This is a genomic window from Pectobacterium sp. IFB5596, from assembly GCF_021432585.1.
GTDB lineage: Bacteria > Pseudomonadota > Gammaproteobacteria > Enterobacterales > Enterobacteriaceae > Pectobacterium > Pectobacterium punjabense.
In genome coordinates, this window is record NZ_LXFY01000012.1 from 496107 (window position 1) to 520337 (window position 24231).

Consider the following 24231-nt stretch of genomic DNA (forward strand, 5'->3'; position numbering starts at 1 on the left):
GTAGGGTATATCGTTAAATCAGTGCTCGATACGCATCCAGTTCTTTTACCGTCATAGGTAACCCCTGGCGCAGGAGACAATCCAGATACTCGTCCACATCAAATGGAGGTTTTCTGAAGGCTGTGCGCGAAGTTCGAACGGCTTTAAGCACCAGTGCAGCATTGAGATCAAATAAGTCAGCGATGAATTCGTCTGGATGCATGGCTTCCACCGCAAACTCGGAAAGTGCCGTTGCTGGAAAGTCTTTCAGATTTGCCGTGACGATAACTTCTGCATTAGCGCGTATCGCCGCAGCCAATACGTGTCGATCATCCGCATCAGGTAAAACCAGAGCAGGGATAAGTTGTTCGAAACCAGTCACATTGGCATCAGGTAATGCCTTATTCATCAGATGCTCAATGTTCCTGAGCTTATCCATCGTTACGTCTGCATTATTTAGCAACAAATTTCGCTGCCACTCATCCTGAATTAGTGCCGTCCACTTTGGCTGATATAGCCCTGTTAAACCAAGATGCATGAGCAAATCCCGTAGCAAAGATGGATAAATGACACACGCATCAAGTACCACGGGATAGGGGGAGTGATTCATTAGTAAAACCCGAGTTCCTGACTTCGGTCTGTCAGCTCCTGCATGGCTTGCATACTTTCATTTTCACGCTGTTCTTTGTATTGCATCAAATCAGCAAAAAGCACGCGGCGATGACGACCTGTTTTATGGAAAGGAAGATGCCCTTCTTCCAAAAGCTTCACCATATGTGGCCGTGAAACATTCAGAATATTTGCCGCTTCTTGTGTCGTTAACTCAGCCTGCACGGGGACAATCTGGACAGCGTTACCCTCTGCCAGTTCGCCAAGGATGCTCATCAAAAGCGTGAGTGCCGAGGTAGGCAACTCGATCCGATGGGCAATGTCGTGCGCATCCTGAATCGAAATTTCCTGTGTTTCCAGCTTCGTAGACAGGTAGGTTGCAAGCTGCCTTTGTCCACGGATAGCGGCCTCCATTTCTTTTGGAGCCGGAAGGCTCAAACTATTTAGAGGAGTATTTTTCATCAAGTATTCCAGCGTTCTGAAGTTCGTGAGTTTCTGAGTTTCTGAGTTTCTGAGTTTCTGAGTTTCTGAGTTTCTGAGTTTCTGAGTTTCTGAGTTTCTGAGTTTCTGAGTTTCTGAGTTTCTGAGTAGCAATATCAGCCCCAAGGGCTGATATCGTTAAAACAAATACTAATCGAAACAAACGAAAATCGCAATATTCGAAACGATCGGTTTTCACACAGGATAGGTTCAGGAATCGATAGGTCCGTTGCACGAAGAGCAATAACAAAAAAGGCCGCATTACGCGGCCCTGAGAAACAGTGAAGGGATTTAGATCGCAACGGGGGCTTTGATGGCGGGATGCGGATCGTATCCCTCGATTTCAAAGTCTTCGAAGCGGTAGTCGAACAGCGTATCCGGGCGGCGCTTAATCACCAGTTTAGGCAGCGCGCGCGGTTCACGGCTCAACTGCAGGTGAGTCTGCTCCATATGGTTGTTGTACAGATGCGTGTCACCCCCTGTCCAGACGAAATCGCCGACCTCCAGATCGCATTGCTGCGCCACCATATGTACCAGCAGCGCATAGCTAGCGATGTTGAACGGCAAGCCGAGGAAGATATCGCATGAACGCTGATAAAGCTGGCAAGAGAGCTTGCCATCTGCCACGTAGAACTGGAAAAACGCGTGGCACGGTGCCAACGCCATTTTGTCCAATTCACCTACGTTCCAGGCAGACACAATAATACGGCGAGAATCTGGATCTTGTCTCAATTGGGTGAGGACATTCTTCAACTGGTCGATCTGGCGGCCGTCTGCGGCTCCCCAAGAACGCCATTGTTTACCATAAACCGGCCCCAAATCACCGTTCTCATCTGCCCATTCGTCCCAAATGCTGACTTTGTTTTCATGCAGATAAGCAACGTTAGTATCGCCATTCAGGAACCAGAGCAGTTCATGGATAATCGAACGCAGGTGGCATTTTTTGGTGGTAACCAGCGGAAATCCGTCCTGCAAGTTGAAACGCATCTGATGGCCGAAAATAGAACGCGTGCCCGTACCGGTACGGTCGGCCTTCGGCGTGCCCTCTTCAAGCACTTTTTTCATCAGATCCAGATACTGTTTCATACTACCTCACCACAAAAATTAAAGAAGGACGACGGATTATTGCTGTGCAGGCTGACGGCGATAAGCCCAGACCATCATCAGAACACCAGCGATCACCATCGGCAGCGACAGGATTTGCCCCATGCTGAAAAGGTCGCCGAATAGCCCCAACTGCGCATCCGGCTGACGGAAGAATTCGGTAATAATTCTGAACGTACCGTAACCAATCAGGAAAAGCCCTGACACGCTGCCCATCGGCCGAGGTTTACGAATAAAGAGATTCAAAATGATAAACAGAGCCACGCCTTCCAGCATCATTTGATACAGTTGAGAAGGATGACGCGGTAGCATACCGTACTGGTTGAAAATCGTCTGCCATTGCGGGTTGCTAACGGCCAGCATCATATCTTCGCTACGCGAGCCAGGAAACAGCATGGCCCACGGGGTATCCGTTGTGACACGCCCCCACAGTTCACCGTTGATAAAGTTGCCCAAACGGCCAGCACCGAGTCCGAAAGGAATCAGAGGTGCAATAAAATCAGCGACCTGGAAGAAATGGCGTTTGCTCCGGTGAGCGAACCACAGCATGACGCAGATAACGCCCATTAAGCCACCGTGGAACGACATGCCGCCATCCCAGACTTTGAACAGATAGAGCGGGTTTTCAAGAAATGACGGGAAAGCATAAAACAGGACATAGCCCAGACGCCCACCAACGAAGACCCCAAGGAACCCCATATACAGCAGGTTTTCGACTTCGTCCTTGGTCCAACCGCTACCCGGTTTATTCGCCCGGCGCACCGCCAACCACATGGCAAATACAAAACCCACCAGATACATCAGCCCATACCAGTGCAGCGCCAGCGGGCCAATTGAGAAAATCACTGGATCAAACTGAGGAAACGCCAGATAGCTTGTCGTCATCATTCACCACATATTTTATTGTGTTATGCCCGCTTGCGGGATCGTCATTGATAGGCAAAAGGCAGGAGAATGAATTCGTTCCTGCGAACCGTGGTGGCGAATCATAGCATACGCACCCGCGCTCGTTGACTTCACACGGGAAAAGTTCTGTAAAACATTTATGCGTCGTTAAACATTTATTCGCAATTAAATAGCGATGTATCCGTAGAGTTCGTCTCGCGACGAATTAGCGCCCGCCACGAATCAGACCACCCAGCCCGCGTTCTTCCATGAAAATCGCCGCCCACTGTCGGACCTCCGTTGCACTCTGCGCGCTCAGTAACTGCTTCACTAACGCCTGCGATTCAGACAAGGTAATTTGGCGCAGCAGGTATTTAATTCGCGCCACGCTGCGTCCGTTCATACTGAGCGAACGATAACCCAGCCCGGTCAACAGCAGTGCACCAAGGGCTTCCCCCGCCATTTCGCCGCACACGGAAAGCGGAATGTTATGTCGTTCGCACTCAACGGCGATCATCTTCATCGCCTGCAACATAGAAGGGTGCAAGCTGTCATAGAGCGACGCGACGTGGGCATTGTTACGATCCACCGCCAGCAAATACTGCGTCAGATCGTTGGTGCCAACCGAAACAAAATCGATACGGGAAGCTAGGTGAGGAAGCAGGAATAGCATCGACGGTACTTCAATCATGATCCCAATACGCGGTTTAGGCTGCGGGAAGCCCAATAGTTCCTCTACCTCGCCTGTAGCCTGATCGATCAGGCGGCGCGCTTCACTGATTTCATCCAGGCTGCTGATCATCGGCAGCAGGATATTGAGATTGCCAATATGCGCATTAGCACGCAGCATGGCACGTACTTGGATCAGAAAGATTTCAGGCTGATCGAGCGTAATACGAATGCCGCGCCAGCCGAGACACGGGTTTTCTTCGCTGATCGGCAAATAAGGCAGCGGCTTATCCGCACCAATATCCAGCGTGCGCAGCATCACAGGGCGTGTAGGATAAAGCGCCAGCATGCTTTGGTATTGCGCCATCTGCTCATCTTCGGACGGAAACCCGCTTTGTAGCATAAAAGGGATTTCAGTACGGTACAGCCCAACACCATCAACCTGATTGATAAAGCGTTTTTCATGTTCGGCGCTTAATCCCGCATTCAACATGACCTGAATGCGTTCACCGCTTTTCAGCACCGCAGGCTGCTCCATTTCACCTTCAGCCAGACGAGTCAGCTCATTTTCTTCCGTCAGCAAACGCTGGTATTCCTGAACCAGAACAGGCTCAGGATCGACCAGTAGCTCGCCGCGATAGCCGTCAATGATCAACTGTCGCTGATGCAGCAAGTCTGGCTGAATGTCCGCGCCAACCAGCGTCGGAATGCCCATGGCTCGCACCAAGATCGCCGCATGCGAATTGGCGGCACCATCATAAACAACGACGCCCGCTAACCGCTCCGGCGGCAATTCTGCCAGCAGCGTAGCCGTTAACTCGTCCGCCACGAGGATGAAACGCTCAGGCCATTGCCCCATGATTTGCGCATTATCGTCGAGGTGAAACAGCAGTCGTTGCCCTAACGCGCGCAGATCGCCCGCACGCTCGCGTAAGTAGGTATCCTGCAAATTGGTGAATTGCGCAGCGAAGCGTTCAATCACCAGTTTAACGGCCCACTCAGCGGCGTTCCCCGCGTCCACTTCCAGAAACAGTTCCCGTTTGAGCCGCGCATCATTCAGCAAGTGTGAATACAAGTCGAAAATCGCCGCGCTCTCTTTCTGCGCGCTGGCGCTGAAGCGTTTGCTAAAACGACGGAATTCCGCCGTCGCCTCTTCTAACGCCTGCGTTAAACGAGAACGCTCGCGTTCGCTATCCAAACTCGATGCGGGAAAAACCTGTTCCAGAGAAGGCTGGGTACAATCCTGCCAGCCGGGAGCAATCGCTACACCGGGTGCAGCCACCAGCGCTTTGACGCGCGTCTGGCGGTATTGACCAAAGAGCGTTTTTATCTGTGAAAGGGAAAGAATCGCAGCCATCTGCGTGGCCAGCGTTACCATGAATGATTCTTCGTTTTTATCAAATTGACGATGTTCGCGCTGTTGAACCACCAGCACGCCCAACAGATGACGACGATAAATAATGGGAACGCCAAGAAAAGAACGAAAATGTTGCTCTTTCACCGCGGGGATGAATTTAAAGCTGGGATGCGCACGCGCGTCGGCCAGATTAATGGGTTCAGCGCGTTGCCCGACCAGCCCAACAATACCTTGCCCAAATGCTAGCGTAACCGTGCGTCCGCGCGGTTTCTTCAACCCGCGCGTCGCCATCAGGTAATAGCATTGACGATCGTGATCGGCCAGATAAATGGAACAGACTTCCGTGTCCATAGCCTGACAGGTCTCATTGACCAGAATGTCCAGCGCATCACTAAGGCGGGCCGTTGCCGCAACATTTTCGACAATTTCTCGCAAGCGCGTGAGCATAATGTGCCTGAATTACCCTCTTTTTCGCCGGGGACCGGGTGGGGGTGCCATCCGAACCGCAGCACTCTCCTGAAGCAGGATCACCGGGTTGATAAATTCCTTCATCACGCGACGATACACATCTCGCTTAAAAGAGACGACCTGACGTACCGGATACCAGTAACTCACCCAGCGCCAACCATCAAACTCAGGTGTGCCGCTGCTCTGCATATTGATATCCGACTCATTACACATCAACTGTAGCAAAAACCATTTTTGCTTTTGGCCGATACAGACCGGTTTTGTATCCCAACGCACCAAACGCTTTGGTAATTTATAGCGTAACCAGTTACGGGTAGATGCCAATACGCGCACATCCTTTTTTCTTAACCCGACTTCTTCAAACAGTTCGCGGTACATCGCCTGCTCGGCACTTTCACCGGGGTTAATTCCCCCCTGCGGAAACTGCCAGGAGTGCTGACCATAGCGCCGGGCCCACATCACCTGCCCCTGCCGATTACAAATTACAATACCAACGTTTGGGCGGTAGCCATCATCATCGATCACCGGACTACCTCAATAAACATCAATGCAAAGATGACCTGATTGTTTCACACTCCCGTCAGGCGGTAAACCACTGCTTAGAAAGCATGTGACACTAATAAAATTAAGATAACCCACAGATAAGATCAAAGTTATAAACATGTGAAGACCATAACCTGCAATTTATTCACTTTTTCTGTGGACATCTTTGTGCAGAACCCATGAAGAAGTGAGTAAAACTCATTTTTCATGAAGAAATAAAATTACTAGAAATTTAAAAATAGTTCTTTTTATTCATTAAATTAAAAGCAACCCAAGCCCAAAGCACGCCCCCTTGCTGTTTGTTCAAATGGCGTCCAATGCAAGATTGGTGAAAGATCGCACTATGCCGATTTTATCCACAGGGAATGCCTCAAACTCAGGCAATAAATAGGCAAACACAGTAAAAAGGCCGGGAGTCAAGGCTGTAAATGGAACCAGTAATTCATGTTTATGTGGGTTATCCAAGATATCTGTGGATAACCTAGTGTAAAATCCTGTTTATTGTCGGTGGTTATACGTGCACAGTTTGCAAAGCTGCATTCAGTGATCGCCATCACACTGAAAAAAAACGCTACGAATCATGCTATTATTGCTTTTCTCCACAATCTTATAGGCTGTGTGTTTGTCTTTTCCATTTGTTGTATTTTTTTTGAGCGAAAAAATATCGAGCGATATCCTATGAATTCACCCTCAGTTCACACAACAGCGCCGCAAAATGAGCAAGCCTTGCAGGAACGTGCGCAGTCCCTCGCAGGTTATAACCTCGCGGAATTGGCCAACCTCGCTCGTCTGCCCCTTCCTGCCAACCTAAAACGTGATAAAGGCTGGATTGGCGTGTTGCTGGAACGTTTTCTGGGTGCAAGCGCAGGCAGCAAGCCCGAGCAGGATTTCCCAGATATTGGCATTGAGCTAAAAACTATCCCTATTGATGAACAAGGCAAACCGCTGGAAACCACCTTCGTTTGCGTCGCACCGTTAACAGGTAATAGCGGCGTAACCTGGGAAAGCAGCCATGTGCGGCATAAGCTCGCCCGAGTTTTGTGGATTCCGGTAGAAGGTTCGCGTCACATCCCTCTTGGGGAACGTCGAATCGGTACACCGTTGATATGGAGCCCCAGTGAAGAAGAAGAAGAGCAACTGCGCTGTGATTGGGAAGAATTGATGGATTTGATCGTGCTTGGCAGGGTAGAAAGTATCACCGCCCGGCATGGTGAAGTGCTGCAACTCCGCCCCAAAGCGGCAAATAGCAGGGCATTAACAGAAGCGATTGGCGAATTTGGTCAGCCGATTTTGACCTTACCGCGCGGGTTCTATCTGAAGAAAACCTTTACTGCGCCATTACTGGCTCGTCATTTTATGCAGGTCGAGTGATACATAATTAATGCCTTCCAAACGCATTTTTTCCATTATTCCTACGTTATCCCCCGCGACCCTTTGCTAGACTCACCTTAAGCGTTAGATTTCTTTATGGATTAATACGATGAAAATACAGATGAAAATGGCGATAACACTGGCCTTACTATTCACCCTTGCGGGCTGTTCCAGTGACTATGTGATGGCAACAAAAGAGGGGCAAATGCTCCTGACGCAGGGGAAACCCGTGTTAGATAAAGATACCGGGCTGCTTAGCTATACCGATGAGCAAGGCAATCAGAAACAAATCAACAGCGATCAAATTTCTCAGATCGTACAGCGCTAAGATCGCTGTCAGCCCGAAACGCCGCACATCGGGCTGCACCATCAAGAATAATCCGAAAAGGATAGCAGAAGAGACTTCCCCACTCGCCACGGCTTCGTTTATAGTCGAATTCAGGTGTGTCTTCCCAAACTCATTGGAATCGCAGCAAATCATGCGGAGATGATGGGAAATACGCCTGCTATTTTCAGACATAAGGAAGCTGGCAATGCAATATCACCGTATTCCCCATAGTTCTTTAGAAGTGAGCGTGCTGGGTCTTGGTACGATGACCTTTGGCGAACAGAACAGCGAAGCAGACGCTCATGCCCAGTTAGATCACGCCATTGCCGCAGGTGTTAACCTGATTGACACAGCAGAAATGTACGCCGTTCCCCCACGCCCGGAAACGCAAGGGTTAACCGAGAGCTATATCGGTTCCTGGCTGAAATCCCGTGGTGGACGCGAGAAATTGATTGTAGCGAGTAAAGTCTCAGGTCCTGTACGCGGAAGCGATCACAGCATTCGCCCACAGCAGGCGCTGGATAGAAAAAACATCCGCGCAGCGCTGGATGCCAGCCTGCAACGCCTGAATACTGATTATATCGATCTCTATCAGTTGCATTGGCCGCAGCGCCAGACCAACTGCTTTGGCAAGCTTAACTATCAATATACTGACGACAAACCCGTAGTGACGCTGCTGGAAACGCTGGAAGCGTTAAATGAACAGGTGCGTGCCGGTAAAATTCGCTATATCGGCGTTTCCAACGAAACCCCATGGGGCGTGATGCGCTACCTGAATTTGGCGGAAAAACACGATCTGCCGCGTATCGTATCGATCCAGAACCCTTACAGTCTGCTGAATCGCAGTTTTGAAGTCGGCCTGGCGGAAATCAGCCAGCATGAAGGCGTCGAACTCCTCGCCTATTCATCGCTGGCGTTCGGTACGCTGACGGGTAAGTACCTGAATGGCGCAAAACCTGCCGACGCACGCAACACGCTATTCAGCCGCTTCACGCGCTATACCGGCCCACAAGCTCAGGCAGCCGTTGCCGAGTACGTCGCGCTGGCACACAAACACGGTTTGAACCCGGCACAAATGGCATTGGCGTTTGTGCGTCAACAGCCGTTCGTCGCCAGTACGCTGCTGGGTGCGACCACGCTGGAGCAGTTACAAATCAACCTCGACAGCCAGAACCTGACGCTGGATGGCGAGATCCTTGACGAATTGGAAACCATCCACCGCCGCTTTACGTTCCCGGCGCCGTAATACATAGCGCTACAGTAATCCCACCCGACCTTTCACTCGTCGAGTGGGATTACCAACTTCACGTCAAAATGTGATGCCAAACTGCATTTTCGCACTGTTTTCGCTCATTTTATCGCTCACTACGCCTTGGTAGCCCAGCAACAGCGTCGTATTCGATTTTATCGCCAACGTGACGCCTGCCTGCAATAGCAGCGCATCACGATCGTCAGCCGCAGAGCGGATCGTATAAGCATCGCCACCTTGCACAAAACTCAGCTGCGTCTGAGTACGATCCGACGTCAGACGTCGCTGGTAGCCCGCATCGGCATAGAGCCGGACAGACGAGAGAGAAGACCAGCGCGCTTCGCCGCGTAAGCCCAGCGTTGAGTACCCCGCCCCACTCCCCTGACGTTCCCAGCGCAGTGCAGCGGCGCTGCCATATTCCTGCCCACCCGCGAGATCGAGCCAGGCATACGAGAGATTGCCATAAGGTTCAATGCTTAGGCTGTCATTGAACGCAAATCGATGACTTCCTTCTGCAAATCCCTGAACAAGGTGCGCATGATAATCCGCCTGAGCGCGGCTCGTGAGTCCGGGCACCTGAATGTCTCGCTCGCTGCCCATATCCAGATAGCTGTAGACCAGACCGGATCGCCATGCGATCCCGCTATAGCTCGTTCCCCAATAGCTGCCAACGTGATAAGCCGTCACATCGTTACTGGCGGCACGTGCATCGGTTTTGATCTTGCTTTTCTCTGCACCGACGACGACACCCAGCGTGCTGCTTTCACCGACTGGGCTACCGTTACCGATTAAGAAGCCATAGCCGCTGTGGTTAACACGTGAGGATTCAGCGGTCTCATTGAACTGCCCCTTGTTCGCCCACGTACTCAACCAAAGCGACTGTGCATTTTCGTCGTGCAGTGCGCTGTTGATCTCGTCTCGCACGTACCGGCTACGCTGGAGCAATGCGGCACGCGAGGCGGCGTAGATCTCGCCATCGAGGTTATCAAATGCAGCCCGTGCGGCTCCTTCACTGCGGCTGTTCGCGATAGCAGAGAAAACCGACCCACTATTCTGGCTCTCGATCGTCTGCGCAACGGCGCGTTGATTACGACTGGTGGCCACGTCGTTAAAGGCGCGATTATTACGCACCACGTCCAGATAAGCCTGTTTGTTGCTATAGCTCAGTGTGTCTTGTAGGAAAGGCTGGGTTGAGTTAGACGTTAATCCATCAAAGCTGCCACTCAGGGTGCCACCGACATTCAACAGGGTAAACCGATCGCCTAATGACTGTGAAGGCGCATCCAGCACCACGGTGCCCGCCAGTGTCGCATCCTGTGTGACATTCAGGCCATCGGCGTTCCCCTGCTCATCAATCTCATAGTGATAAAGACTGCCGGGCTGAAACACCACATTGCCGACCGTTAATGTGCCAACGGATGCGCCGGGTGAAAGCGTTGAGCCGTTCTCAAGCGTGACGGTGCCGGCGATTTTGCCGTGCCCACCTAGCGTGGCCGCAGATTGCACCCAGACATCCCCCGCCAGACTGCCGCCCCCCTGCGCCACTCTGCCCACCACGACGCTGCCGCCTTCGACAATGGTCGGCCCGAGATAGGTATTATTGCCCGTTAGATAAAGCGCCCCTGCGCCCTGTTTGCGTAAACCAACATCCAACTGATACAGGGGACTTCCGCTGGTCGTATTTTTCACCTGAGCGATATCATTGCTCCAGGTGCTGGAATAGCCTTGCGTATCAACCCCGTAGATCGCGTAGTTACCGTTAAACGTTCCACTACTGAGATCGCTATTGCTTAGCCTCTGGGCATTCAATGCGCCCGGCCCTTGCACCGCTTTATACGCATTAATCATCCCCTGACCAAATAGTGACTGGTAATCATCCGTCGTAAGCACATTGATATTTTGCGCGCTGGCGCAGGCACGAATCGCGCTGCGCACCTGTTCATCCGTAAGATTATCGAAGAACGCATCCTCTCTGACCCGCGCCAGAAGTACGGTCATTTCCTCATCGCTAAACGTGACGGCATTACCCGTCGCGTAAACATTGAGTTCACTACTGAGATAGTTTTGATGGTCATCGTAATTCTTGTGGATGAGCAACACCGCACGCGGGGTGTTACTCCCCGTGAGCGGCGTCGCCGTAGACAAAAGAATATCGGCTAGCTGCTTACCGTTCAGATACGGAAACGCCTCAGACGTCAGCGCGGCAACGCCCGAAACATAGGGTGTCGCAAATGATGTACCGCTGAATGTATCAGTCGTGTTGGCATCTCTGGTAGAAACAATGTTCACACCCGGCGCAAGCAGCGTGTACGCGGACGATCCCAATCCCAGATTGCTGAATGATGCAATAAACGCGGCGCTGGAAGGACGTTGGGAAGGATCGTAAGCCACGACATTTAGCCAGTTATTGGCAATTGTATTCTCAATGCCATAGGCATCTAGCAGCGTTGGCAACCCAGAGATAATAGACGGCGTCAGATGGCCTTCGTTTCCGGCAGCAAACACCGTTAACTGCCCTAGTCTTGCCATTTCCGCACCAATCACCATGTTATTGTTGATGATGCCGTCCAGCAATTCAATCTGACGATCGGCGCTGAACGTCTGCACCGTGTCGTTAAATATTCGGTATCCCCAGCTATTATTGACGATCTTGATATCTGGACGGTCGAGCACGTTAAGCTGGGCGTTAACCAAGGTATCCGATGAAAAAGTGGTTCCTAACGGCAGTAGCGTCGCCTGATACGCGATGCCGTGAATACCGCTATCGTTTTTCGCCGCACCAATGACACCCGCCACCGCGTAGCCATGAAACGCGCCATTCCATGGCGATGAGATCCACCCCGCGCCCGCATCCACCCGCCCGGCAAATTCATCACCGCTCAGTTCGCCGGTAGCATCAATGACCGCAACGCTCACTCCTTTGCCCGAAAAGCCGAGACTGTAAGCCTCTGCCGCGTTGATCGAATCCAGCGCAGCACCATTACGCGCATACTCCGCCGTACGAAAATTATCCGCTCCCCATAACGTTACAGGACAAAACAGCAGTAACCCCATCGCAAGCACACGGTAACGAGCACCATCACAACCACCTTTCACACTGGCATGACGCGACATCACCGTGATGCGGATTTCCTTGTTTTTCCAAACCGATAGCATTAACGACACCCTGTTCGAACATAAATGTGATTGTCACTCTATGTTACTAATGCAAATAGTCATAACGCATGAAGGTAACAAGCAATGAATTTCATAAGGCGCACAGTTACAGGTAAAGCGGTCAGACCGAAAAGAAAAATACAGAGGAGAGGGAGAGAGGAAAAGGACGATCAAAAAACGGGCCTCAGCCCGTTTCCTTAAGCGACGCCAGTTTACTTCAGCGTCTGCAACAGACTCTTGCGCTGGTTTTCCAGCGATGTGACGCGGCTACATACGTCATTGCCGAAACGCTGGAACTCCAGTTCCTGATTGTTCCACTCAGCCTGAATCGCTTTCTGCAAACCGCCAAGGTTGCCCATCATCGCCTGTAGCGGATTGCCGCCGCTGGACATCTGTTTCACGCCCATTTCGTTCAGGCTGTCCTGCAAGACGCCGCCCATGCTTTGCTGCACGATCTGCTTGCCATCTTGCTCAACCTGCTTAATCGCCTGATGGTGGAACGTCAAACCGTCGTTGCGATGTTCGATAATTCGGTTCATCTGCTGCTTGAGCTGTTTATCCAGCGTAGTCAGACGGTTGCGCACATTGCTGTCGCTGCCAAGCTCCTGCACGATGACGTTATCCAGCGCGACCCGCGCTTTTTCAAGATGCTGCTGCGCGCCCTGGTCGATCCACGGCAGTTGCTGGCGTAAATCCGCCTGATAGGTTTTGGCCTTTTGGCGCTGTTCGGCATTCAGGGTCAGCGGCGTACCGTTACGGACAATATCGCCCTGCGGAGAAAGCTGTAAATTACCACTGGCACCCACGACCTGTACGTGCTGCGGACTGATAATAATGTCGTCCTGCGGGTTCACGTTGCACTGGTAAGCCGCCTGCGCTTGCCAGGACAGCAACATCAATAAACCCAAGGTCATTTTACGCGACATATTTTCTCCTGAAGAAAACAACGGCAGTGGCGAGAAAGCGGCAATGCGCCCTTTGATGAGGCAGATAACGCCTGAGCCAAAATCAGCTCAGGCATACCTTGATAAGACCAAGGATTACAGCAGGTGTTCTGGCAGATCCCACCAGATATCGAACAGATTGCTAACTTTTACGTCCGTCAGTTTCTGTTCTTCCAACCAGCGACTAACCAGCTGACGATGCTCTTCGGTGCAGTGACCGATCTTTTGCAGGCAGATCAGACCTTCCCAGTGCAAATAACCGCTGCCTTCAAATGCCAGCCCTTGTGGTTCAATGACGTCGTCGACGAACTTATCCATCAGCTTATCGATGTCTTCCACGCTAGTGCCTTCTGGAAAGCGGAAGTTGACCGAAAAACCTAACTCCTGAAACTCATCAATGTGAAGCTTTTTACGTAAACGACGGCTACGAGCTTGTGCCATTTTATTTTATCCTCTCAAACATCAGATCCCACACACCATGCCCCAAACGCTGGCCGCGTGCTTCAAATTTCGTCAGCGGGCGGGACTCCGGCCGCACAACGTACTCATTATTATCGGAAAGATTACGGTACCCAGCGACAGACGTCATCACTTCGAGCATGTGTTGCGCATAAGGTTCCCAATCTGTTGCCATATGGAACACACCGCCAACTTTCAGCTTACTCTGCACCAGTTCGGCGAACGGCACCTGCACGATACGGCGTTTATTATGGCGGGCTTTGTGCCACGGGTCAGGGAAGAAGAGTTGAACCATAGACAGTGAACCATCGGGGATCATTTTTATCAGCACTTCAAGCGCATCGTGACACATCACACGCAGATTGCTGATTCCCGCCTCCTGTGCGGCAGCGAGACACGCCCCCACGCCCGGCAGGTGAACTTCGATACCGAGGAAATTCTGCTCAGGGTGCTGTGCCGCCATCGTCACCAGCGAGGCGCCCATCCCAAACCCAATTTCCAGCACCACCGGCGCATCGCGCCCAAATAGCGCGTTAAAATCTACCTGTTCGGCCTGATATTCCACACCCATCACCGGCCAGTAGTTATCCAGCGCCAGCTGTTGCCCGTTGGTCAAGCGCCCCTGACGGCGGACAAAACTGCGAATACGACGCATCGGGCGCCCGTTTTCATCAAATTCCGGTGAAATGACGTTGTTAATCATAAAGAGTGCTTACTTGCTGTCCGATTACATTAAGGAAACGCGCATTATGCAAGGATACCGCGGTTTAGCAAGCCCACTGCCTCGGAAAGTTCCGGTTTACAGCACATTCACTCTGTGCTGGAATCGCAGTCAAACTTTTTACCTGTCGGATAGTGATCCCATTTTATGATGCAAGCGCAACAGTTCGCCCATCAGGTGCTGGACTGGTATCAACGCTATGGCCGCAAAACCCTGCCATGGCAGCTTGAGAAAACTCCCTATAAAGTATGGCTATCCGAAGTGATGTTGCAACAAACGCAGGTCACCACGGTTATTCCCTATTTCCAACGTTTTATGGAACGTTTTCCCAACGTGACCACACTGGCGGCAGCACCGCTGGATGAAGTGCTCCACTTATGGACCGGGCTGGGCTACTACGCCCGTGCGCGCAATCTACACAAAGCGGCACAGACCATCGTGTCGCACCACGGTGGTGATTTCCCCACCACCTTTGATGAAGTCGCTGCGTTACCGGGCGTCGGACGATCCACCGCGGGCGCAGTGTTGTCGCTCTCTCTCGGCCAGCATTTCCCGATTCTTGATGGCAACGTGAAGCGCGTGCTGGCACGTTGCTATGCCGTTGACGGCTGGCCGGGTAAGAAAGATGTCGAAAAGAAACTGTGGGCGCGGAGTGAAGATGTCACTCCGGCCGAAGGCGTCAGCCAGTTTAATCAGGCGATGATGGACCTCGGCGCGATGGTCTGTACCCGCAGCCGCCCCAAGTGCGAACTGTGCCCGCTGAACACCGGCTGCATTGCTTACGCCAACCACAGTTGGGCGCAATATCCCGGTAAGAAACCGAAGCAGACACTGCCGGAAAAAACGGGCTGGTTCCTGCTGATACAGCAAGGCTCTCAGGTCTGGCTGCAACAGCGCCCTGCCGTCGGCCTGTGGGGCGGGCTATTTTGCTTCCCACAGTTCAGCGAACGTCGGGAATTGGAACTCTGGCTACAACAACGCGGTCTGAATCCTGATGGATTGCAACAGCTTGTCGCGTTTCGCCATACATTTAGCCATTTTCATCTGGATATCGTTCCGCTCTGGCTGAACGTATCGCAGAACGATCGCTCACAAAACCGGTCCTGCATGGATGACGGTGCAGGTCTCTGGTATAACTTAGCGCAGCCGCCGTCTGTCGGACTGGCCGCCCCGGTAGAACGCCTACTAAGGGAGCTGGCTCACCCGCAGTCAACACGTTTGAATGCCTGCGCAATTGATGAGGAAGAAGCATGAGCAGAACGATTTTTTGTACTTTTTTACAACGCGACGCCGAAGGGCAGGATTTCCAGCTCTATCCCGGCGATCTGGGCAAGCGTATCTATAACGAAATTTCTAAAGAAGCCTGGGCGCAGTGGCAAACCAAGCAAACCATGCTGATTAACGAGAAAAAACTCAGCATGATGAATGTTGACGACCGTAAGCTGTTGGAACAGGAAATGATCAAATTCCTGTTTGAAGGGAAGGACGTTCACATCGAAGGCTATACGCCTCCGAGCCACTGAGGTTGCGGGCTTTCGGGCCCGCTTACGTCCCCATTCCGACACGGCTTGTTATATGAAGAAAATGTTAGCTCTGCTGGTGATTGCACCACTGCTGGTTTCCTGTTCAGGAAACAAAGGGAATGCCAACGACGAAGAGTTTCTCAAGGATACCAACGCCTTCGATATTTTGATGGGCCAGTTCGCCAACAACATCGAAAATATCTGGGGGATGAATGAAGTACTGATCGCCGGCCCGAAAGACTACGTCAAATACACCGATCAATATAAGACGCGTAGCCACATCAACTTTGATGCCGGTTCAATCACGATCGAAACCATTTCGGCCACCAATTCCGTTGCCAGCCTGCGCCAGGCGATTATCACTACCCTGCTGATGGGCGATGACGCCAGTAACACCGATCTGTATTCCGACGCTAACGATATCCAAATCAGCCGCGAACCGCTGCTGTACGGACAGGTGTTGGATAACACTGGACAACCGATCCGCTGGGAAGGCCGTGCCGCGAGCTTTGCGGATTACCTGCTCCAGAACCGTCTGCAAAAACGCACCTCCGGTATGCACGTTATCTGGTCGGTCACGATGCAGCTTGTCCCTAACCATCTGGATAAACGTGCGCACAAATACCTGCCGCTAGTGCGTAAAGCCTCCGAGCGTTACGGCATTGAAGAGTCGCTGATTCTGGCGATTATGCAGACAGAATCGAGCTTCAACCCTTACGCCGTCAGCCGTTCCGATGCACTAGGCCTGATGCAGGTGGTGCAGCACAGCGCAGGACGCGACGTCTTCAAGATGAAAGGGAAATGGGGACAGCCAAGCCGCAGCTATCTGTTCGATCCAGAACAAAACATCGACGCGGGTACCGCCTATCTGTCGATTCTGAAGAACAGCTATCTGGCCGGCATTGAGAACCCGACGTCGAAACGCTACGCCGTCATCACCGCGTATAACGGTGGCGCAGGCAGCGTGTTGCGCGTCTTCTCCAGCGATCGCGATCGCGCTGTAGGCATTATCAACAACATGTCACCGAGCGATGTCTACCAAACGCTGACGACGAAGCACCCGTCTGGTGAATCTCGCCGCTACTTGTATAAAGTGAACACGGCGCAGAAAAATTATCGTCGCTAATTCACCTGCTCCACAGAACGCCGCGCTACCGGGTTTATTCCGGCAGCGCGGCCTCATCAGACCAACAATATGACCACGATTCCCTTACCTTTTATCACCGCACTTTTACTGGTTATTTTGTTTTTTCGCATCCAGCTTCTGCATATTCAAAATAAAGAAACGCAAAGGCGTAATACCAAAGCAGAGGCGGTATTCATCAGTGTGAGCTGTCTTGCACTGACGCTGGTGGCATTACGCTGGGGCAGTCATGTTGCCTTACCCGCGTTTATTCAACCCGCGATTGCCGCATTGATTCCGCCGCTGCTATGGCTGTGCCTTTTCACCCACGGCGACAAGGTATCTGAGGACGTAACCCGCAAACGCCGACGATATCTTTGGCATCTGTTACCGCCTTTACTCATCCTTGGCGCAAGCGCTATCCAGAATAGAACGACTATTCCGCTGATCGATATAATGCTGGTAAGTGTTTACTTCGGCTATGGGAGCGCACTGATTTACACTGCTCACGCTCTTCAAACACGATCACCGATGTGGAAAAGCCCACCGTTTATCGCCGGGCTGTATGTCCTTATCTCCGGTGCGACTGATACGGTGATTGCACTGGATATCGCTTTCTACAGCGGTAATAGCGCGGCGACCATCATCACCGCATTCCACCTTGTCATGCTGGCGATATTGACCCTGCTTATCGTCACGCACAGCACAGCACCGCAAGCAGGATTTGCCGCGCCACCCGATCAGAAACCTGAAACGCCCCCCGCTACCGACGATGAGCACCAACTGGCAAAAGTGTTAGATGATTTCATCCGCACTCATGCACTGTATACCGATCCGAGCATGACGCTTCAGCGCCTAAGCAGACGTATGGGAATACCGCTCAGACGCCTGTCCGAAACCATCAACCGCGTTCACGGTCGTAATTTCTCGCAGGTGATGAACGAATACCGCATCGAGGAGGCTAAACGCCTCCTCAGCCAAACGGATGCACGTATCACAGATATCATGCTGGAGAGCGGGTTTCAGACTAAATCAAACTTCAACCGAGAGTTTTTGCGGTTAACGGGTGTCAGTCCCAGCGTCTGGCGTAGTCAGTACCCACTTCAGGAACAGACTACGGCTTCCGCCACGCTGCCTGAAGAAAATCGCTGACATCCTTCGCGACTTCCTGATGAATCCGCTCACGTGAGCGTTCACCGCCGTCGAGACAAATCATGCCATCTCCTGGATTTTCAGCGTTGATGATCTCAACAGCACCCGGTTTACAAAGCTGCATGAAGCTAAAATGCGTTGCATCGGCAATTTCTTTATACGCTGAATGCGCTGGCGACAGCTTCTGCACCAGATCGTAGGATTCCAGCCTGGCGGGTAATTCCTCATTGGGATAACCCGCCGCCATAATCAAGATAGGAATGTTTATCGCCGCCAGACTCTCTGCGGTAAACCCTCTCGCCAGCCCCATATCCAATGAAACCACCGCGCTGATGCGTGGATCTGCGAGTGATTGATCAAGCTGCGCGCGCGATGGGGCGCTTTTTGCGACCCGCATCTTTTCATACACCTTGCAGGACGCCAGCCCAACGTGTGTCAGACAGTCCCGTTCAAATTGATCTGTGCTGAAACGTCCACCTGCAAGCTCAAGCACCGTCCATCCTCCCAGCGAGTGACCGACAGCAGCAATGCGCTTCGCATCAACCTGTCCCGTTTTTTCCGGCGTGATAAGTAATGCCGTAATAACGCGGCTAATGTCCTTAGGCCGTTGCCACAATTCCTGAGCGTTCTCCACCCGCATATCTTTAGTTGTCGTTCCTGGGTGATTAGGCGCGGCAACAATATAACCTTGCTTGACTAAGGCTTGTGCCAGCCAGAGCTGATTAAACCAACTCCCACCGTAACCGTGTGAAACCACAATTAAGGGATGCTCACCAGATTCAGGCACAGCATTTTTGCTCACTGCAATACCGTGAAATACAGGGTTCTCACCAATTATCTCGGTCTGTTGTGATAACGACGCAGGGTAAAATAGGGCGACATCTAGAGGCCTATTATTCACCTCATCAGCCAGCCTTATTTGTTGAAATCCAATCCCCACATCAGCCATAACAGTAAAACTGAGTAGTAAACCTGTTACGAATCCTATCGTGATGCGCCATGTCATAGCTATTTCTCCGAAGTGTCTGCTCTGTGAAAAATAGCATGTATAACAATGGTTTTCTTACCCACGCGACCTAAAACGCTATTTAGTCCCTCTTTTTTCCGCTTGCGCATCAACAGAAAAGCTCGATAGAAGAATCAAAACCGATAATAAACGCTCGATTAACGCCAATAAACATCCCTATTCCTTGCTATTGCACGAATAAAGCGAGTAAAAGCAGGCATTAGGCACAATATTAAATTTTACTTAACTCAATAAATCATCCCGTATTAATTAAAAAAATAAGAATAATTAATTATGAAAATGAACTCATAGCAACGAGTAAAATTAACCGCATCGTCGATTAGCTCTACGCCTAATGTGATTAATGTGGCAATAATGACATAAGATTAGCGCGCTATTAATCATTAAATTAAATTGCCACTATGCGGTATAAAAAAATCATTAAAGGAAAACATTACAAAAAAACGCCACAGTGGCGATAAGGAAATCCAGCCAGTAAAATCGCTACCGAAATTATTTACAGCAATATTATTCACAAGACTAAATAAGGGATCGGTTATGGAAAACACCGTAGGGAAGCAATACTCAAAAAAATGGCAAACCCGTTTCGCGTTTTATAATGAGTTTGGTGGGCCTAAGTCGCCAGCCTTCAAGGATGGATTTAAAAATGCAACATTTGGCACCAAAATGCTGCTGAACTTCAACTTCATCGCGTTCTTTTTTAGCATCATTTATTTCTTTGTGCTGGGACTCTGGCGTAAAAACCTGACGTTATTTGGCATCTCCGTTGCCGTTGGTGCGGTTTTTGCGTGTCTTGAGGTATTTGCCAACATCCCACTTCCCGAATATACGGACAACGCAGTCAGATTCGGTCTCAGTTTAATGTGGGCATCAACGGCTAACTACGCCTACTACCTGAAAGAAACCCAAGACAGCAAAAGCTGGAACCCGTTTGAAGGCATGTTCTAGCCTTCTTTCACATAAAATGTCGGCCAGCTTACGCTGGCCGTATCCCTGATATTGGCACAAAATTTACCCACCTTCTTTCCTGCTTTAGGACATCAGCGGGTATAAGCCAAAAAAGTGTGTTAACGCTTAATTTTTTTGAATTGCTGTGTCGTAGCCGTTAACGCTATTTCTGTTGGTAACCGCTCCATCGAACTGGCACCGTAAAAACCATCACACTGTGGACAGTGATCCATAATAAACTGTGCATCCTGCGGCGTTGAAATCGGCCCGCCGTGGCACAGCACAATCACATCCTTACGCACGGCTTTTGCCGCATCCGCCCAGTGATTAATCAACGGAACGCAATCCGCCAGATTAAGCGAAGTTTCCGCCCCAATGTTGCCACCTGTCGTTAACCCCATATGTGGCACAATAATGTCCGCGCCCGCTTTCGTCATCGCAACTGCATCTTCCGCGCTGAACACATAAGGCGTCGTCAGCATGTCTTTTTCGTGCGCCAAGCGAATCATGTCCACTTCCAGCGCATATCCCATACCGGTTTCTTCCAGATTGGCGCGGAAATTACCGTCGATCAGCCCCACAGTTGGGAAGTTTTGCACGCCAGAGAAACCCAACGCTTTCAAGTCATCCAAAAACTTATCAAACTGGCAAAAAGGATCGGTGCCGTTCACCCCCGCTAATACTGGCGTGTGCTTCACAACAGGCAGCACCTCTTTCGCCATATCCACGACGATTTCATTCGCGTTGCCGTATGCCAACAGGCCCGCCAGCGAACCTCTCCCCGCCATGCGATAGCGACCAGAGTTATAAATCACGATCAGATCGATGCCGCCCGCTTCTTCACATTTTGCGGAAAGCCCCGTTCCCGCACCACCGCCGATAATCGGCTCACGGCGGGCAATCATTGCGCGGAATTTTGCCAGCAGTTCCTGACGATTTATGCCTGACATCATGTTTTCTCCCTTTTTACTTCACTAATGCCCGGAACGCATCAACAGCGGCATGGGCAAATAAAGGATCGTTAATATGGAAAGGCAGACGAATAATCTGTCGTCTTACCGTTTGCTGGACGACGCTCTCCAGCGTGTTGATAAACGCGTCACGCGCTTCTGGGTGCCAGAATGCTTGATCGGGCGCATCCAGCGCGGAGAAACCGCCTTCGGGGATCAGGAAACGCACCTCGCCCTCGCAGCGATTGAGCTTCTCTCCAATCCAACGTGCCATTGCAATATTTTCGTCTATCGTGGTACGCATCAGGGTGACCTGTGCGTTGTGGTTGTAGAACAGGCGATGCGCGTATTTCTCCGGAATGCTAGCGGGAGCACCAAAATTAACCATGTCCAGCGCACCACAGGACACCACGTAAGGCACCTGCGTTTTAGCTATCGCATCAAACCGTTCCGGTCCGCAGGCCAGCACGCCATCGAACAGTAAATCGCACACTTCAGTCGTCGTGAGATCGAGCACGCCAGTGAGCAAGTGGCTATCCACCAGCTTTTCCATCGCTTTGCCGCCGCTGCCCGTCGCGTGGAAGACCAGACAATCAAACTCCGCTTCCAGCAATTTGCTGGCTTCCTGAATACATGGCGTCGTGACACCAAACATGGTCAGGCCAATAGCGGGTTTATCTTCACGATGTTCCTGAATATGAAACTTCACCGCCCCCGCGATCTGGTGCGCCGCGTTGCCGAGAACCTGACGGGAAATGCGGTTAAGACCCGCCACATCAGTAACGGAATACATCATGCTGATATCGCTGGCGCCGATGTAGCCGGAAATATCGCCAGAAGCCATGGTCGAGACCATCAGTTTCGGCATTCCAATCGGTAAAGCCTGCATGGCGGGAGTGATTAACGCGGTTCCACCGGAACCGCCAAGACCAAGCACACCGCCAATATCCTCGCGGGACAGCATGAAGCGCTCAAATGCAACGGCCATAGCGCTAATCGCCTGCCCTCTGTCATGGCAAAATACCGCTGATGCGCCCTGAGGATGGTAAGATGCCACCGTTTCTGCGCTGATATCTGTTGCATTCGCCATGTGTGAATGTGTTGATAGATCGACCGTGACGGTTTTCAAGCCTGTCGCAGCAATCAAATCGCGGACATAAATCTGTTCTTTCCCTTTAGTATCCGCTGTACTTGCAATATAAACGCTGCCAATTTCACTTCCCACTTGGTATCCCTCCCACCGTTAGCGAAACAATTAACAGATTGATATAAATAACAATTACAATAAACCAAAAACAGACAAGATTAATTTATCGCCATATTGAGACTTTAGTATCAAAAAGACAAATCATTAAATACCCAAATGAGATGAAAGTCTCAAAATGTTATGTATGACATTACACTAACAGTAAAGAAAGCTTGACGTGGCACAAGAATCACTCAATTTGCTATAGTTCAGACGATAACGCCGTGCTGCCCGATAGCGTCCGGCCCGAAAATTCAATGAGGTCTATGTGATTGAACGGGATGAAAAACTGACATCAACACGGGCGAAAACCCGTCGTTTACTGATCGATACCGCTATGAATATGTTCGACCAGGGCATATTCCCTTCCATTACCGATGTTGCCGCTGCGGCTCAGCTTTCACGCGCGACGGCTTACCGCTATTTTCCGACGCAAAGTGCGTTAGTTTCTGCCGTTGTCGGCGAAAGTCTTGGCCCGATTTTGGCGTGGCACCCAACACAACCGGACGCCAGTGAACGCGTTGCCGAACTGCTACGTTTTGCTTATCCAAGGATGCTGGAACATGAAGGCGCGCTGCGAGCAGCCTTACATCTTTCGCTTCAACAGTGGGCCGATCGCCGTTCCAATCGACTGCATACCGATACGCTGACGCGCGGCAATCGCAAACGCCTGCTCAAGATTGCCACCGAACCGCTGGAAGGAAAAATCACGCCGGAAGCACAGCAGCGGGTGATTTATGCCTTATCACTCATTTACGGTTCTGAGGTTTTTCTGGTGCTGAAAGATATCTGGCATCTGGAAGAAGACAGCATTCAGGATGTCACGCAGTGGGTCGCCAAAGCTATTTTGCGACAGGCGGAAGAAGACGCCGCGCAGGCCAATTCACCCAAAACCTGATGAACATATTCATGCTGCATCCGGCCACGTGGCCGGATGCGCAGCAATGGAAGAACACTCGTTACCAAGGGAACACATGATGCTGAAAGGTAAACGCGCAATTGTCACTGGCGGTGGTCGCGACTTTGGGCAAGCAGTCTCCGTCTGGCTGGCTCGCGAAGGGGTGAAGGTCGATCTCTGCGCCCGCAAACTGGCTGATGCACAGGCCAGCATCGACATCATTCATCAGGAAGGCGGCACAGCACGCGCCTATCGGTGCGATATTGCCAACCCTGATTCGGTCAGGGATTTTTCCGCACTGCTGCTGGAAGACAACACGCCCGTCGATATTCTAGTCCTCAGCGCCGCACAATGGCTGGAAGGCGCATTGGGGGAAGAAGACACCGATGCGGATATCGTCAGCACCATCAACTCCGGCCTGACCGGTTCTATCCTACTCACCAAAGCGCTATTGCCAAGCTTACGCCGTTCACAAGGTGCCGACATTCTGGCGATGGTTTCCGTCTGCGGCATCCCGCAGTTCCACGACTCTATCGCCCACCCCGCCTTCTTCGCCGCCAAGCACGGCATGAGCGGTTTTAGCCAGAATCTGGCGCATTATGTCGCGCAGGAAAACATTCGCGTGACGGGGTTTTATCCGCCAGATTTTGAGGTCACCAGCCTTGATGACAATCCCACTAGCGGAGAAAAAATGGGCGAACATTTGCTGAATGCCCGCTCGATATGGGAAGCCATGCGTTTTGTGCTTACGCAACCGCGTAGTTGCCATATCAACGCCATCCATTTTCAAGGGCCAACGCGCGCGGATATCAGCGCGTAAGTCATCGCCTTTTTGCTTTTCCCGTCCCGGTCTTGATCGCCTAACTGGGGCGGTAGAGTTTCCCGTCTAGTACCCCGTCCCCACACCATCACGCTCTGACACACTTTCCCTTTATCCATTTTTTGCCACAGCACACAGGAAAAGGTAGCATCGCTGCCGTTGTTTTCTGCCATGCGGCGGACAGAAATGTCCGACATAAAAAAACGCCACAGGAAAAAACAT

The 24231-nt window shown here is 51.3% G+C and carries 24 protein-coding genes; 10 read left to right on the top strand and 14 right to left on the bottom strand.

What is annotated here, in order from left to right:
* Positions 1-13: 13 nt before the first annotated feature.
* The 6 genes from A6301_RS11915 to rppH form a co-directional block, all read right to left on the bottom strand.
* On the bottom strand, positions 14-589 hold the full coding sequence (locus A6301_RS11915; RefSeq protein ID WP_205541365.1) for a PIN domain-containing protein: 576 nt from the start codon (positions 587-589) through the stop codon (positions 14-16).
* Positions 589-1050 (bottom strand): helix-turn-helix domain-containing protein, encoded by a 462-nt coding sequence (locus tag A6301_RS11920; RefSeq protein WP_234257844.1) that lies wholly within the window; start codon positions 1048-1050, stop codon positions 589-591. The genes A6301_RS11915 and A6301_RS11920 overlap by 1 nt, the downstream gene beginning before the upstream one ends.
* A 309-nt stretch (positions 1051-1359) precedes the next feature.
* On the bottom strand, positions 1360-2154 hold the full coding sequence (gene thyA, locus A6301_RS11925) for a thymidylate synthase (RefSeq protein WP_107168126.1): 795 nt from the start codon (positions 2152-2154) through the stop codon (positions 1360-1362).
* Between the two features lie 36 nt (positions 2155-2190).
* Positions 2191-3057, bottom strand: a complete 867-nt coding sequence (gene lgt, locus A6301_RS11930; protein ID WP_107168127.1) for a prolipoprotein diacylglyceryl transferase — start codon at positions 3055-3057, stop codon at positions 2191-2193.
* A 226-nt stretch (positions 3058-3283) separates the two neighbouring features.
* Positions 3284-5530, bottom strand: coding sequence for a phosphoenolpyruvate--protein phosphotransferase (gene ptsP, locus A6301_RS11935; protein ID WP_107168128.1), 2247 nt, complete (start codon positions 5528-5530; stop codon positions 3284-3286).
* 12 nt (positions 5531-5542) lie between these two features.
* On the bottom strand, positions 5543-6076 hold the full coding sequence (rppH, locus tag A6301_RS11940; RefSeq protein ID WP_107168129.1) for an RNA pyrophosphohydrolase: 534 nt from the start codon (positions 6074-6076) through the stop codon (positions 5543-5545).
* 696 nt (positions 6077-6772) lie between these two features.
* On the opposite strand from rppH, the gene mutH reads away from it, so the two are divergent.
* From mutH to A6301_RS11955, 3 genes are all read left to right on the top strand, one after another.
* Positions 6773-7465 carry a DNA mismatch repair endonuclease MutH gene (mutH, locus tag A6301_RS11945; protein ID WP_107168224.1) on the top strand — a complete coding sequence of 231 codons (693 nt, stop codon included), beginning with the start codon at positions 6773-6775 and terminating at the stop codon, positions 7463-7465.
* A gap of 109 nt (positions 7466-7574) precedes the next feature.
* The gene (locus A6301_RS11950) at positions 7575-7793 is read left to right on the top strand and encodes a YgdI/YgdR family lipoprotein (RefSeq protein WP_205541359.1); all 219 of its coding nucleotides are present in this window, start codon (positions 7575-7577) and stop codon (positions 7791-7793) included.
* A 205-nt stretch (positions 7794-7998) separates the two neighbouring features.
* On the top strand, positions 7999-9039 hold the full coding sequence (locus A6301_RS11955; RefSeq protein WP_107168131.1) for an NADP(H)-dependent aldo-keto reductase: 1041 nt from the start codon (positions 7999-8001) through the stop codon (positions 9037-9039).
* A gap of 63 nt (positions 9040-9102) precedes the next feature.
* On the opposite strand, the gene A6301_RS11960 is transcribed toward A6301_RS11955, so the two are convergent.
* The 4 genes from A6301_RS11960 to trmB form a co-directional block, all read right to left on the bottom strand.
* Positions 9103-12198 carry an autotransporter domain-containing protein gene (locus A6301_RS11960; protein WP_234257845.1) on the bottom strand — a complete coding sequence of 1032 codons (3096 nt, stop codon included), beginning with the start codon at positions 12196-12198 and terminating at the stop codon, positions 9103-9105.
* Between the two features lie 212 nt (positions 12199-12410).
* Positions 12411-13124, bottom strand: a complete 714-nt coding sequence (locus A6301_RS11965) for a DUF2884 domain-containing protein (RefSeq protein WP_205541353.1) — start codon at positions 13122-13124, stop codon at positions 12411-12413.
* 114 nt (positions 13125-13238) lie between these two features.
* On the bottom strand, positions 13239-13583 hold the full coding sequence (locus tag A6301_RS11970) for a YggL family protein (RefSeq protein WP_107168133.1): 345 nt from the start codon (positions 13581-13583) through the stop codon (positions 13239-13241).
* 1 nt (position 13584) lies between these two features.
* A complete protein-coding gene (gene trmB / locus A6301_RS11975; RefSeq protein WP_234257846.1) occupies positions 13585-14304 on the bottom strand; it encodes a tRNA (guanosine(46)-N7)-methyltransferase TrmB in 720 nt (239 codons plus the stop codon).
* A gap of 165 nt (positions 14305-14469) precedes the next feature.
* Between trmB and mutY the strand changes: the two genes are divergently transcribed.
* From mutY to A6301_RS11995, 4 genes are all read left to right on the top strand, one after another.
* Positions 14470-15576 carry an A/G-specific adenine glycosylase gene (mutY, locus tag A6301_RS11980; RefSeq protein ID WP_205541347.1) on the top strand — a complete coding sequence of 369 codons (1107 nt, stop codon included), beginning with the start codon at positions 14470-14472 and terminating at the stop codon, positions 15574-15576.
* Positions 15573-15845 carry an oxidative damage protection protein gene (locus A6301_RS11985; protein ID WP_005975842.1) on the top strand — a complete coding sequence of 91 codons (273 nt, stop codon included), beginning with the start codon at positions 15573-15575 and terminating at the stop codon, positions 15843-15845. The genes mutY and A6301_RS11985 overlap by 4 nt, the downstream gene beginning before the upstream one ends.
* A 52-nt stretch (positions 15846-15897) precedes the next feature.
* Positions 15898-16971 carry a membrane-bound lytic murein transglycosylase MltC gene (gene mltC / locus A6301_RS11990; protein ID WP_010282844.1) on the top strand — a complete coding sequence of 358 codons (1074 nt, stop codon included), beginning with the start codon at positions 15898-15900 and terminating at the stop codon, positions 16969-16971.
* 69 nt (positions 16972-17040) lie between these two features.
* Complete coding sequence (locus A6301_RS11995) at positions 17041-18120, top strand: AraC family transcriptional regulator (RefSeq protein WP_234257847.1); 1080 nt, start codon at positions 17041-17043, stop codon at positions 18118-18120.
* Here A6301_RS11995 and A6301_RS12000 read toward each other — a convergent pair.
* Positions 18083-19126, bottom strand: coding sequence for an alpha/beta fold hydrolase (locus tag A6301_RS12000; RefSeq protein ID WP_234257848.1), 1044 nt, complete (start codon positions 19124-19126; stop codon positions 18083-18085). The two genes, A6301_RS11995 and A6301_RS12000, sit on opposite strands and share 38 nt — an antisense overlap.
* Positions 19127-19684: 558 nt before the next feature.
* Here A6301_RS12000 and A6301_RS12005 point away from each other — a divergent pair.
* Positions 19685-20095: a DUF2628 domain-containing protein gene (locus A6301_RS12005; protein WP_107168136.1), complete on the top strand. Its 411-nt coding sequence runs from the start codon at positions 19685-19687 to the stop codon at positions 20093-20095.
* 119 nt (positions 20096-20214) lie between these two features.
* Here the strand turns inward: A6301_RS12005 and A6301_RS12010 are convergent, their stop codons facing one another.
* Together A6301_RS12010 and A6301_RS12015 are read right to left on the bottom strand one after the other, a co-directional pair.
* On the bottom strand, positions 20215-21045 hold the full coding sequence (locus A6301_RS12010) for a phosphoenolpyruvate hydrolase family protein (RefSeq protein ID WP_137739247.1): 831 nt from the start codon (positions 21043-21045) through the stop codon (positions 20215-20217).
* Between the two features lie 16 nt (positions 21046-21061).
* Positions 21062-22270 carry a Tm-1-like ATP-binding domain-containing protein gene (locus A6301_RS12015; RefSeq protein WP_205541341.1) on the bottom strand — a complete coding sequence of 403 codons (1209 nt, stop codon included), beginning with the start codon at positions 22268-22270 and terminating at the stop codon, positions 21062-21064.
* 289 nt (positions 22271-22559) lie between these two features.
* On the opposite strand from A6301_RS12015, the gene A6301_RS12020 reads away from it, so the two are divergent.
* Together A6301_RS12020 and A6301_RS12025 are read left to right on the top strand one after the other, a co-directional pair.
* Positions 22560-23189, top strand: coding sequence for a TetR/AcrR family transcriptional regulator (locus A6301_RS12020; protein WP_107168138.1), 630 nt, complete (start codon positions 22560-22562; stop codon positions 23187-23189).
* Between the two features lie 79 nt (positions 23190-23268).
* Positions 23269-24009 carry an SDR family oxidoreductase gene (locus A6301_RS12025; protein WP_234257900.1) on the top strand — a complete coding sequence of 247 codons (741 nt, stop codon included), beginning with the start codon at positions 23269-23271 and terminating at the stop codon, positions 24007-24009.
* Here A6301_RS12025 and A6301_RS12030 read toward each other — a convergent pair.
* Positions 23976-24206, bottom strand: coding sequence for a hypothetical protein (locus A6301_RS12030; protein ID WP_234257849.1), 231 nt, complete (start codon positions 24204-24206; stop codon positions 23976-23978). The genes A6301_RS12025 and A6301_RS12030 overlap by 34 nt on opposite strands.
* Positions 24207-24231 lie beyond the last annotated feature (25 nt).